The sequence below is a fragment of the Leptolyngbya sp. FACHB-261 genome (genome assembly GCF_014696065.1).
Lineage (GTDB): Bacteria > Cyanobacteriota > Cyanobacteriia > FACHB-261 > FACHB-261 > FACHB-261.
In genome coordinates this window covers 19,031-31,317 of the sequence record NZ_JACJPL010000011.1, presented here as the reverse complement: position 1 = coordinate 31,317, position 12,287 = coordinate 19,031, and the positions used below count along the sequence as shown (strand labels likewise).

Genomic DNA, 12,287 nt, shown 5'->3' with positions numbered 1-12,287 from the left:
TCTAATAGATAATAGAGATTGGCAGAATTATTTGAATAAAGCTTAGGTCAAGATTTGGCTGTACCCATGAAGTTTGTAGCTCCGGAGCAGCTAGTTTTTTGGGTTGTGAGAATAGGATTGCAGGCTAGCCGTGATAGTGATATATTTCTTCCTGCTCAATGTCCAACCGCCATGTGTCCAGCAACACTCATCTAGTTAAAGATCAATTGCAAATAGAACCTGGCACCGCTACGGTTCAACTTGATTTAGTATGGACTATGACTCAATTGCACTGCTCCCAACACATCACAACACGGAAGGTTTTGCGTGGCCGAAGAACTGACAGGTAGAGATGAAAATCTATGCTACTTAGAGTTCTGCTTGAAAGTTTTAGGTTCGACCAAAGGTTTTTTGAGTGCTGCTTAGCAATTTTTTACAGCCACTTAGAGTGATACTAGGTTCCAATACTCTCGCAGAGTTGGCAATCCTCAAGGGTGACGTTGGGATTCGTTCTCAAGTAATCGCGTAACCAACTACAACCTCGGCACCATAGAGCATCAATGTCTGAGTTCCAAGAGCCTAAGTTCCATAAAATTATTGTGGAATCACTACTAGCTGAAGCTAATGTTCTACCGTCCGGGCTAAAGGTGACACTGGTAACTCCGGAGCTGTGTCCTTTAAATGTTTGAAGTAATTTGCCATCACATCCCCACAGTTTGACGGTTTTGTCACTGCTGGCAGAAGCAATGATTTTACCATCTGGGCTGAAAGCGACACTTGAGACCCTAGCAGTGTGGCCTTGAAGTTTATACAACAGAATTCCATCACAGCTCCATAGCCTTATAGTCTTATCCTCACTAGCTGAAGCGATAGTTTGTCCATCCGGGCTAAAACTCACACTATTCACCCAATCATCGTGACCTTGAAGTGTAAGTAACAGAGAACCGTCGTGATTCCAGAGCTTAATGGTTTTATCATCACCACATGAAACAATGGCCTTACTGTCTGGACTAAAACTAACATACCTAACTCTATCTTCATGACCATAAAGAGTCTGCGATAAAACACCATCGCAGTTCCAGAGCTTTATAGTTTTATCTAAACTAGCAGAAGCAATAGTTTGACCATCCGGACTAAAACTCACGCTACTGACCCAATCACTGTGCCCTCGTAGGGTGTTCAATAAAATACCGTCCCGGCTCCAGAGCCGAATAGTCTGATCTATACTAGCGGAGGCAATAGTTTTACTGTCTGGGCTAAAACTGACACTGTTGATCCAACCACCGTGCCCTCTTAAAGTAGCGAGTGAGACGCCATTAAAGCTCCAGAGCTTCACGGTCTTATCAAAACTAGATGAGGCAAGTACCTGACCATCATTGCTAAAACCTACACTCCAAACTCCAGCGCTGTGCCCTTGAAGGGTTTTAAGAAAATCAACATTTAGGCTCCAGAGTTTAATGGTTTTATCGCCGCTAGCGGAGGCGATAGTCTTGCCATCTGGACTAAAAACAGCCCAACTGACTCCATCTGTATGTCCTTGAAGGGTGTGTAAGAGAGTGCCATCGAGGCTCCAGATCTTGATGGTTTTGTCAAAACTAGCAGAAGCAATGGTTTGACCATCTGGACTAAAACTCACGCCCCAGATTCCAGCATTATGCCCCTGAATAGTACGTAGTAGAGCGCCATCAAGGCTCCAGATCTTGATAGTTTTGTCCGAGCTGGCAGAGACAATAGTTCGACCATCCGGACTGAAACAGACAGCCATAAGCTCAAGTTCGTGGGCTGGAATAGTACGCAGCAAAGTACCATCAAGGCTCCAAAGTCTCACAGTTGTATCAGCACTAGCGGAGGCGATAGTCTTGCCATCTGGACTAAAAACAGCCCAACTGACTCCATCTGTATGTCCTTGGAGGGTGCGTATTAAAGTGCCATCAAGACTCCAGAGTTTGATAGTCTTATCTAAACTAGCAGAAGCAATAGTTAGGCCATCCGGGCTGAAACTTACGCTAAAAACACCGGCATCATGTCCTTGAAGGGTGCGTATTAAAGTGCCATCAAGGCCCCAGAGTTTGATAGTCTTATCTAAACTAGCAGAAGCAATAGTTAGGCCATCCGGGCTGAAACTTACGCTAAAAACACCGGCATCATGTCCTTGAAGGGTGCGTATTAAAGTGCCATCAAGGCCCCAGAGTTTGATAGTCTTATCACCACTAGCAGAGGCAACGATCTGACCGGTGGGGCTGAATTTTACATTATTAATCCAGTTAGTATGCGCCTCTAGACGATTTCTCTCTTGGATTTCATTGACCACTTGTTGTAGTACATCCAACACCTTTGCTCGAATGATGGAATGTACGTCCGTCTCCTTGAGTTGCTTATAGGCCTTTATACTAGATAGCAATGCCCCAAGCTGATCATGAGATAATAGTAGAGCCTGAGCTAGTGAACACAACACTTCAAGCTCGGCAGCTTCTGCTCGCTTTCGTTGTCTCTGCTCTTGATACAAGGACTGCTCTAACTGTTTCAATGTGTGATTGAGCTGTTCCTCAGTGAACTGCTGTTTCTCTTTTATTGCTGATAGTTCATATAGAAGTCCTGCCTCTTGTCGTTGACAAATCAAAGACACCAGATAATCATGAGCTAACTGATAACAGTCATCAGAAAGGCCAGGCACCTGAAATACTAAGCCCGATTTTACTAAAATTTTCAGGATGAGATCTAATTGCTCAGCAACTGGTGGTAGGTCTGCTTCTAACTCAGCCCGTGTTTTAAGAGGTCGGGTTCCTCGTTCATTCGTCAGCAAATACAGAACTAGCTCAGCTGCCTGTTGATTCTCAGGCCCACAATCCTCAATTACTCCTGCTAAATAGCTCTTGACCAATTCCTCTTTCGAGCCACACTCTTGGTACCGAGCCAGCGTGGTGATGTCCTTAACTTGGAGCTGCACTCCCACTAATTGCAACTCGATTGGCCGTACCTCTCCTAACTCTTTAGCGAGATCTGTCACAAGCGTTTGAATAAGTACAGGCTCTAGTCGAAATCCTGCTCGCTCTGTAAGGCTTTTTATGACCTGCTCTGCATCAACAGGTGTGAAGTTGCCCAGGTAGTAGCGATTGCTCCGGCTCAGCACATCGTTATTGATAATTCCCAGCTCAGTAAAGCGTTCAAATTCTAGTAGGTGATGTAGATAATCTTCCCGTAGACACAGAACCACTTTTACGTAAAGCAAATTTAGACAATCACCTAGAAACTCAAAAAAAGTTTGCCTTGCCTCCTGATCCTGATTAATAAAAAAGAACTCCTCAAACTGATCGAAAATCAGAACTATTAACAATTTTCGGCTCTCGTTTTTACGCAGTTGCTCCAGAATCTGAATAGTTGACTCAGGAACCAAGTCGAGAGTAACGCCTTTATATTGGAGGGTCTCCCCCAAGGCCTTGGCTAATGCTCTAACCCAATCAGTATAGGCTCGAAGCAGAACTGGTGAGGCAGCAGCAATACTCACTTCTCTCTGCTCCAACGCAGGAATCAATCCAGCCTCGATTACAGAGCTTTTACCTACTCCCGATGGGCCATGAATAACTGTTAACTTGCAGTCGTCTCGGCTAATTCGCTCAATCAGGCGGTCTACGTCCTGCTGTCGGCCAAGAGCTGAGATTTCCTTAGGTGCTATCTCTTGACCTTTAACCTGATTCAACAACGAACGGGCCTGTCGTTGGGGCTGAAGACGCCCCGCTCCTACAAATGCTTGCAAACCATACTGCTGCTCAATCGAGCGCTGCTCCCTCTTGATCTCGAAGGCTTCTAGGTAATGTTTCTGAGCAAAGTAAAGTTGTCGCAATTCGTCCAGGATTTGCAAATAATACTGAGGGTCATACTGGAGGTCGCTCTCAGCTCTAGCCACTTCTAGGTTCTGCCTTGCCTCCTGGACCTGACCCAGATGCTTTTGCGCCTGTGCCAGCAGCAGCAAGTAAAGTCCTCGATGATAATGCTTCACCCAGTTCAAGCTGGGCTCCTGCGTCTTAGGTGCAACACTGCACTTAGTACTTGCCAAAGTATCAAGTGCAATTTCCGCGTTTTGCTTAGCTTTATACCAGTCTTTCCGATCCAAAGCCACCGCTGACAGAAGCCCATAATCGAAGGCAAGTCTCAATGGATCAGAATAAGTTCGATGTAGGGCTAGAGCCTTGTGAGCGAGTATTTCTAAGTCATCCCATTGGTTAAGTTTTTGCAGCACTTCTCCAAGAGCTGGAATGAATCGTGCCACTAAATCTAGCCGTTGGACTTGTTGAAATTTCTCCAGGCAGTCTTGCAGGTAATCCCTAGCACATTGGAGATCCCGGTCAGTTTTAGACTGCCTCTGAATTGCCCTCAAACGCCAGCATAAGCCTAAATGGAGTAGCAAACAGCCCTGACGTTCTAGATCGTTACTCTGCTGCCAAAAGCTTAGGCTATTCTGATAATGATCCAGAGCTGAGTCTACTTGGTCCTTGGCATGATCATCTCGCCCTAGAAAAAATTCCAGACTGGCCTCCAAACTTGGTTCTGGCGTCAGCCCATAGCTCTTCAAGTCAGCTAGAGCTAGCTCCAGTTCCCAACGATGGTCATTGCCCTTTCCAAGTCTCAGGATTAAATCGTCTACAATCCCCCCTAACGATTGATTTAGGACTGTTACAAACAGCTCATCTACTCTCTGTTTCAAAGAGTGAATCAACTCTTCTGGCTCCCATTCAAAGCGCAGAGGTACCCCTCCCCAATTGTTGAAATCGGTCGCTAGTCTTGCCAGCTTGCTCAGCACCTGATCATCTACCCAAAGCACAAGAGGAAATTTAAAATTGGTACGAAACTCCTCTCGAACTAAATTAGTTGAAGTCAGTAAATCATCTAGAGCTCTCACTGACTCCAGACCAGAAACCATCAAAGCTGGAGGCTGGCTCTGATCGAATTTAGCTTTAAGACTGGTGTATAGAGTCTTCGCTGAATCTGGCACTACAAATTCAGGAATAGGAGCAGGCAGTATAGTCTGCAACTGCTGTATTAGTTGCGACCGTAGACAAGCATAATTACATCGGACCAGAATCAACGAAAAACGTCGCCCCCAAAGCCTACTAATTGTCCGGGCTAAAGTTGCTAGGGCTTGCTCGTTACGTTGGGCAATTTCTTTAGCAGTAGCCTTTGTCTCACGTCCTTTAGAGTTTGCCATTCTTGGAGCCTCTCACATCTACCAAGCTCGGTACTTGTCCGTCTCTGCTAATGCCGGGTTGACACCAAACCAGCGTCCCTCCTCTCCCGGATACTCAAATACAAACAGACTGCGCAGCAAAATCTCGTGTCCTTGCTCCCCGCTGACTGTCTGCTGCTGCACCACGCGCTTCAGCATCTCCCACTCCGATTCTGTGATCGCCATTGCTAACGCATCTCGATGTTCACGGACTACTCGCTCTAGACAGCTACGGGATAGCGGTGGATCTTCCTCTTGTAAACACCGGTATAGCAACCCCATTAGCGTACGCACATGACCCCCACTTACACAGCAGAGGCGATCTAGCGTTGCGGCTTCATGAAAAATCTGGTGGATTTCCCCCAGCCGCTGAGCTGAAGTTGCCTCTGGAAAAGCTCTAGCTAAAACCATCTGATGCAGTAGCCTCATGCCCTCCTCAACAGTTTTGCCACTACGTTCCTGTACCGGCACCATTGGCAAAACTTTAGGAGCTACACCACCTCCCAACCGATTCGTCAGCATCTGTGCTTCATTTGAGAAAATCAGAGCTAATGGAATTGTATAAACCACATGGCAGTTCAGCTTTCGCAACTGTTCCCCCCGGTCTACAAACAGATACTCTGGCTGCAAGCGCCCTGAATGTTTGGGTCGAGGATCCACCCGGTCTAGGTTGTCGATAATGACCACTAACCCCGTGTGGCCTCGCTCCTTCAGCTCCAAAGTTGCCACGCCCAGCAGCTCTTTGTTGATGGCGTCCAAAATACCGTTGGTGCGGGGTTCCAACAATTGTCGTAGACGACTGCGCAATTGTGGGCTATCTTTCGTCTCAGCAGTAAGTTTGCCGAGCCCGAACGGCAAAGAGAACTCTCCCTCCCACTTAAAATCAACAGGGGTTTGCAAAAAGTCGGCAATCTCGTTGAACAGATTCACGAAGTATCTTGGCTTGAGCCGGATACCAACGGTCTCTAAGTTTGATGCGACCTGACGAGCAATCGCTAATAAGATGTCAGTCACATCTACATCGGCCATATCCAGATCCTGTGTGGACTCAAAGTAGACCACATAGAATCCTTGGTCCTTCAACTCTGCTTCCAATCGACGCAACTCAGTAGACTTACCACAGCCGATATGCCCAGTGAAAAGCTGGCAGGTTGGACGGTCCGGCGATAGGCGGGTGATGGTTCGCTTCAGCGCATCAATTATCTTGCCGCCCCGCACTGAGGCAAAGTCAATGTAGTACTGTCGGTCCTCTGATTTACCGACTGCTAGGGTCCGGCTAGGATCGCAGGCATCAAAAAATCTTTGCAGGTTAATCTCCATGTCTAGCCTATGTTAGCGTCTGGGATCGGCATGCCTGCCTGCCATCCTACGCCATCAACTCTGATTTGCAGACAAACGTCCCTGTCTTGCGTTGGTCGTTCTGATCAAGATGGAACTCAGGGTAAGTTCCGTCACTATGTCTGATTTTGATTCTCACGAACCAGATTCAAGAACTAGCGTACAGGCTTCAATGCTTATCTAGGAAGCTACAACCCCTCCATCGCAATCCTCTCCATCTATTTAAACCAGTTTATTTAAATAACAAATCACTAAGTTGGCATCCATACATCCACTGGTATCTCCACCATTTCTCTAACCTACCCAAGCTTAAAAACAGTCCTACCAGCTTGAGGCCTGAGCGTTGAATACACCAGACTCAATGGCTGGATGCAACACTATTCTTACACACACATTAATTCTGTAGCCCTGTGCATTCGCAATGTCACTGCGGAAACTACTGAATGCAGCTCGACACATTGACAATGCAGGGGCGATCATTGTCAATGCCAGCTCATCTGCTAATGATATGATTGCGGTAATTACGGAGTGCAGCTTGATCCATTAACAGTGGAACGTTCTCCTATCTAGTAGCACCTGGCATCAATGATTGAGTAGAAGACCACTGCCTAGACTGTTCTAATAAAACTGGGAGCAGACATGTGTTGTTCTCACTGATTGGGGGCACTTTAACAGAGTCGTCTAATTCTCAAGCATTCATCATGTTTCCACAAAATACCAACCGTCGTCTGTCTCCTCAGCTTATCAGCCTAGACATTGATGCACTTAACGGTCTTGGTGCTATCCCAATATATACAACGACCCGAGCTGAGGCAACGGCAGAAGCATTGCAGGCAGCTTATCAGGCAATGATTACCCAACAGCAAGCGGAAACCGAAAAGCAGGCGATGTATCGAGCATCTGCGGATGCTGCTCGTCTAGCTGAATGGAACTTCCATAATGCTGTGTTAGCCATGAAAGAAGTGGTGCGGGGACAGTTCGGTTCAGATAGCGATCAGGCCCAAGCCGTGGGTTTGAAGAAGAAGTCTGACCGCAAGCGCCCTATTCGTTCAAAAGCGGTCAGTGCTTAAGTAAAGCACAAGCTGTTGAACTGAGAAAAGGGGAATGCAGAGTTACTCGACCTTTTCCCCTTTTTCTTGCCTCTAGGACTTTCCTTACGTTTTTGCCAGCCTCTCCGCCAGCGTTGCCATGAGTTTAGAACTGTATGACACCGATGAATTTAGACAAGCTCACAAGGAGGCGCTGGTCTTCATCAGATCACAGAAGGACGATGGCTAAATGATGAGCCGTTGTATTGCTCTAGTTATACTCCTTCCATAAAAACTAGTGTCTGGAGGCTTCTGTCTCGTAGCATTTAAGAATTAGTGGCGCAAGCACATCTAAATCGTCGATAGAGGAGATTATTACCTTGGATACTGCGTCGCCTAGTGAAGCTGACACTTCTTGGACTTCAGCATCTGGAGCTAAAGATTTGACTTCATCTAAAGACAAGCGAGTAATAAAGCTCTTTTTCTTAGGTGACAGATAAAATCTCAAGAACCACCAGCTAGATTTTCCGACATTGACACCAAAGTAAGAAACAACATCCTTATGTTTAACTTCTAGGTTATACGCCTTAGAAGTTAGAGCAACTGCTTTAACCTTCTCAAAGGCTTCAAGTTCCTCTGCCGTTGTCTCTACTTGCGGGCCATCCGATGTTGGCTCTATTTCCTCTTCTGCTATCTCTTCTAGCATTGCATGATGAGCAGGCTTGTCTAACTCGACAGGGTGAGCTATCTCCTGGCTAATCGAGCGAGTCATCATTGCTACCAGGCTACTTTGGATTGACTTTTTGATGATAGGCTCGAATTTTCCGAGAACTTTAGTAGTAATTCGACCTTCAATACCAAGCTCGCCAAGAAGAAAACGCATAAATGATTCCGAGGGAGAGCGCAGCTGATTCCCCACAAGTTCTGTCATGCTCTCGACATAAACCATCTCCTCAGCTTGCCTGCCGATAGTCTCAGCGTCAAAGTTGTCGTGGTGAAAAAGCTTTAAGCTTTCAATATCTTTTGAGCTGTAGTTCAGTATATTAAAACCAAAGAACGGCTCTTTATCCATAATATTTTTGTCACGCAAGTCGGTGAAGAAACGATATTCAACACCATTGGTGACGATAGCAACCTTTGTTGCAGGAAGACCGTTAAAATAGCGGCTTAGTTGTCCATCATGCGCCTCAGCCTTTTGCCCACGGGCTTTGGCTTCCACTAACATGACGACAGTGCCACTAATAGACAAGGCGTAATCTACCTTTTCAAATTGCCCTGCTTTTTTAACAGCAAAATCTGCAATATATTCAGGCATAACCTCCGTAGGATCATACACGTCGTAGCCTAAAGTACTTAGAAAAGGGATGATGAGTGCCATCTTGGTACTCTCTTCACCAACAACTTGTTCTGAACGCTTGTGGACTTGTTCAGAAAGCTTTGCAACGTCCTCGGTGAATCCCATATTGCTCTCCGTGCATAACTGGCCAAACACAAGAGTACCCACATGATTACTAATTCGACAGGTGGGTCAACAAGTGGATGGGTAACGCTGATGTGTAAAAACGTATAGGTTTGCACCGAAAGCTTGACATAACACTCAAAGGAGAAAGTTTTATGTGAGACATCTTGACCTGCACGGGCAGGTGCGGTATCTTCATCCCAATTCGGTGATATAACGCCACCTGGAAGTCGTATGGCCTTCCAGGTGACTAACTCCCAAACTGAACCAGCCAGTCTGGAAGCTGAGTTATTTTAGCTCCAGGTCTCGCTACAACGGCACGGGGGGCTTTGCTCGAAGGACGGGGACGATTCACTATCGTCCCCCTAAATCCCATCCCAAAAATTAGCCAAACCATGAGCAAAATTCGCCTTGCCCTCTGGGATTACATTTCCCGTGAGGTTTGTTTGCCTGCGCCGCCCAAAATGATCTTGTTAGTGATTGCCAACTACACCGAGTCGCGTAGCCGTCGCGCCAACATTCCCATGTCTCTACTGGTGCGAGACTCCGGCCTAGAAGAACTCACCATCCGCCAAATGATGCTCAATCTCGAAGCCAGCCAACGTTTAGAAAAGCTAGAGGTGCCAACCGCAATAGGCCGTCCTCCACAGTTTCTCTATAACCTTTCGGCTGGCCTCATTCAGGCAGCTTTGCGGCAGCAAGTTGGCAAGCCAAATGTTTAACTAGCATCGGAGATCGCGTAAAAAGCTCCTAAGACTCAACCATCGCGTAGGGCTTCAGGGTTCGCCAACTCTGCCAAACCAACGAACAGGCAGTGGGCAACATCAGGGCACCAATCATCAGGCCCATCACGCTGTCCGCCCACTGCCAATCCAACGTCCAAACCAGCACTGCTGCCACCAAGACCCCCAATGAAGTCAGAGCGTCCATCAGAATATGCAGAAACACACTGCGCAAGCCCAAACTGTCATGGCTGTGGGGATGCAACAGCACCAGATTCAGCAGACACACCAGCAGACCCAAGCCAGCCAGCACCAACGTCGGCAAACTGGCAATAGGCTCAGCAGGCAAGTAGCCTGTCAGTTTCGCCAACGCGCCTAAACCAATAGCCAGAGATAGTCCCAGCAAGACCACTCCACTCAGCAGCGCAATGCGGTTCTCTAGCAGAAGAGAGCCTGAACTGTGATGCTGACTGCTCCTATGCAACCACAACACCAACATCACTGTGCCAACGGACAGCGCATCCGTCGCTAGATGCCCAGCATCCGCCATCAGCGACAGACTGTGAGCAAACCAGCCTCCCACCAGTTCAGTCAGGCTAAACCCGGCAACCAGCAACAGAGTGAGCCAGAGCTGAGGACGAGGTTTAGACAGAGAAGCGTGATCGTGGTGGCAACCGGAGGAGCAGGAAGTCATACAGATTTTGCAGCCGAGTCCAATAAGTAGCCAGGATTTGGCTTGAGCCTCAAGCGAGAGTAGCGACTCTCCCCAGTCCTGCCGTAGCGAACTTAGCACAGATTGCGCAAGCTGTTTCTGTCGCTGAATACTCCACACCTAGCCATGAATGAGCTAGTGTTCAACCCTTTTTGCAGAACTGAACCAACCTCTGGCCTGCCTTCGTAAGTGAACCTGGAAACGCTGAGCCTAGATTTCTAAAACCTTTCTGGCGAGTACACAGCAACGCTTAAGTTGCAATGGTTTGGGTTGATGTTGCCTGTTCAAGACCAGTTTGGGATGGAAAACTAAAAGTAATTGTTGGCGTGGGTTTGCGCAAATCCTTTTTTTTAACCCTTCATTAAAGACTTTAAAACCTGAGGCTTACCTCAAGAACTATCAGTTCTAATACACAACCGGCATCATCTGCCTACGAGTAATGCATAACGTCTGGTTTGACTTAAGAGGAGCACTGTGGTGATGCCTAAACATCCATTGCTGGGCTGGGCTATGGGCTGGCCTATGTACTGGACTGCGGGCCTGAGCCGATTCTATTGGCTTAGCCGCTATCTGTTAGCCGACTTTCGCTGCAATTGCCTCTATCATCTCCCTCAATCACCAAGGCCCAAGTTGCCTGGTCTCTTCTAATGCTTTCTACTGAACCCATGTGCCTTCTAAGCCATCTCCGCCGTCACGGACAGTCGGTTTGGCTCGACGGGTTTGAACGCGGCTCGATTATCAGGGGCCGGTTGCCGCAGCTTGTTGCCCAGCACGATCTGCAAGGGCTACTTCTAAACTTCACCGGCTTAGAGCAAGGCCTTGACAGTCCTCATTACGATCAGGACTTTCGAGCCATGGAGCGCCATCCTGACTTGGATGTGCGTGCGCTCTACGAATACATCGTGATTCGAGATGCGCAAATGGCAGCTGATTTGCTCAAGGTCGTCCACGATCAGACCCATCGCTACGATGGCTACGTCAACCTGGATTTGTCTCCTGAGTGCATGTTCGATGCCCAAAGGACTCTCAGTGAGGCCCAGCGATTGTGGCAGACCGTAGGCTGGTCTAACTTAATGCTCAAAATTCCAGCCACGCCAGCCACGCTCTCAGTTCTGGAGTTACTGGTTGGCCAAGGCATGAATGTTAATGTGACGCTGCTATTTTCGCCGCAGGTCTATGAGCAGGTTGCCCAGGCTTATCTAAGGGGATTGGAGTTATTCGCCATGCAGGGCGGTGACCTTAGCAAGGTCGCTAGTGTTGTCAGTTTCTCGGTGGGTCGTCTAGATGAAAGCGTTGACACCCTGCTGAGAACTCGACTCGATCAGGCTAGCGAGCCCCAAGAGCAGGAGCTGCTGTCGAGTCTGTTGGGTCAGGTCGCAACAGCTCAGGCTAAGGTCATTTATCAGCGCTATCAGGCCCTGCATCAGAGTGCCCGTTGGCAGAATCTGGCTACTTTGGGTGGCCAACCCCAGCGTTTACTTTGGGCTGACATTGGCCTTGATAACAATCAAGCTCGCCGGTGGTTTTACCTGGAATCCCTCCTAGGTTCAGGCACAGTAGTTACTCTATCTGCCGCTGCTATCCATGAAGGTTGCAACGGTGAGCAATTCGAAGCTGGCCTAAACACCAATTTAGAAATTGCGCAACAAACTTTAGCGCAAGTAGAGCAGTTGGGGCTTTCGCTAGAGGCGATTGCTGATCAATTGCTCTTGCAGGGGATACAGCAATCAACTACAGCCTTTGAGCAATTGTTGAGAACAGTAGAGCAAAAGCGGCAACTGCGCCGCCTTCAATAAGCATGAGACAAAAAGCATGAGACAAACAAGCA

The 12,287-nt window shown here is 47.7% G+C and carries 8 protein-coding genes; 4 read left to right on the top strand and 4 right to left on the bottom strand.

The genetic code is table 11. The annotated features are described in order from the left end of the window. Positions 1–433 precede the first annotated feature (433 nt). Together H6F94_RS04850 and H6F94_RS04845 are read right to left on the bottom strand one after the other, a co-directional pair. Positions 434–5,182 carry an nSTAND1 domain-containing NTPase gene (locus H6F94_RS04850; RefSeq protein ID WP_190801109.1) on the bottom strand — a complete coding sequence of 1,583 codons (4,749 nt, stop codon included), beginning with the start codon at positions 5,180–5,182 and terminating at the stop codon, positions 434–436. Positions 5,183–5,200: 18 nt separating this feature from the next. After that, complete coding sequence (locus tag H6F94_RS04845; protein ID WP_190801108.1) at positions 5,201–6,520, bottom strand: ATP-binding protein; 1,320 nt, start codon at positions 6,518–6,520, stop codon at positions 5,201–5,203. Between the two features lie 439 nt (positions 6,521–6,959). Here H6F94_RS04845 and H6F94_RS32830 point away from each other — a divergent pair, with 439 nt between their 5' ends. Beyond that, on the top strand, positions 6,960–7,085 hold the full coding sequence (locus H6F94_RS32830) for a hypothetical protein (RefSeq protein ID WP_277877992.1): 126 nt from the start codon (positions 6,960–6,962) through the stop codon (positions 7,083–7,085). Positions 7,086–7,239: 154 nt separating this feature from the next. Next, complete coding sequence (locus H6F94_RS04840; RefSeq protein ID WP_190801107.1) at positions 7,240–7,608, top strand: hypothetical protein; 369 nt, start codon at positions 7,240–7,242, stop codon at positions 7,606–7,608. Between the two features lie 253 nt (positions 7,609–7,861). Here H6F94_RS04840 and H6F94_RS04835 read toward each other — a convergent pair whose 3' ends face one another. Further along, a complete protein-coding gene (locus H6F94_RS04835) occupies positions 7,862–9,028 on the bottom strand; it encodes a type I restriction endonuclease (RefSeq protein WP_190801106.1) in 1,167 nt (388 codons plus the stop codon). A gap of 392 nt (positions 9,029–9,420) precedes the next feature. Between H6F94_RS04835 and H6F94_RS04830 the strand changes: the two genes are divergently transcribed. Further along, positions 9,421–9,747 carry a hypothetical protein gene (locus H6F94_RS04830; protein WP_190801105.1) on the top strand — a complete coding sequence of 109 codons (327 nt, stop codon included), beginning with the start codon at positions 9,421–9,423 and terminating at the stop codon, positions 9,745–9,747. A 28-nt stretch (positions 9,748–9,775) separates the two neighbouring features. On the opposite strand, the gene H6F94_RS04825 is transcribed toward H6F94_RS04830, so the two are convergent. After that, positions 9,776–10,441: a cation diffusion facilitator family transporter gene (locus H6F94_RS04825; RefSeq protein WP_190801104.1), complete on the bottom strand. Its 666-nt coding sequence runs from the start codon at positions 10,439–10,441 to the stop codon at positions 9,776–9,778. Positions 10,442–11,106: 665 nt separating this feature from the next. Between H6F94_RS04825 and H6F94_RS04820 the strand changes: the two genes are divergently transcribed. Further along, positions 11,107–12,255 carry a transaldolase family protein gene (locus H6F94_RS04820; RefSeq protein ID WP_190801103.1) on the top strand — a complete coding sequence of 383 codons (1,149 nt, stop codon included), beginning with the start codon at positions 11,107–11,109 and terminating at the stop codon, positions 12,253–12,255. Positions 12,256–12,287 lie beyond the last annotated feature (32 nt).

Excerpts from the sequence above, each read along its gene's own strand:
- H6F94_RS04850 (WP_190801109.1), bottom strand. The coding sequence starts at position 5,182 with ATGGCAAACTCTAAAGGACGTGAGACAAAGGCTACTGCTAAAGAAATT.
- H6F94_RS04845 (WP_190801108.1), bottom strand. The coding sequence starts at position 6,520 with ATGGAGATTAACCTGCAAAGATTTTTTGATGCCTGCGATCCTAGCCGG.
- H6F94_RS32830 (WP_277877992.1), top strand. The coding sequence starts at position 6,960 with ATGTCACTGCGGAAACTACTGAATGCAGCTCGACACATTGACAATGCA.
- H6F94_RS04840 (WP_190801107.1), top strand. The coding sequence starts at position 7,240 with ATGTTTCCACAAAATACCAACCGTCGTCTGTCTCCTCAGCTTATCAGC.
- H6F94_RS04835 (WP_190801106.1), bottom strand. The coding sequence starts at position 9,028 with ATGGGATTCACCGAGGACGTTGCAAAGCTTTCTGAACAAGTCCACAAG.
- H6F94_RS04830 (WP_190801105.1), top strand. The coding sequence starts at position 9,421 with ATGAGCAAAATTCGCCTTGCCCTCTGGGATTACATTTCCCGTGAGGTT.
- H6F94_RS04825 (WP_190801104.1), bottom strand. The coding sequence starts at position 10,441 with ATGACTTCCTGCTCCTCCGGTTGCCACCACGATCACGCTTCTCTGTCT.
- H6F94_RS04820 (WP_190801103.1), top strand. The coding sequence starts at position 11,107 with ATGCTTTCTACTGAACCCATGTGCCTTCTAAGCCATCTCCGCCGTCAC.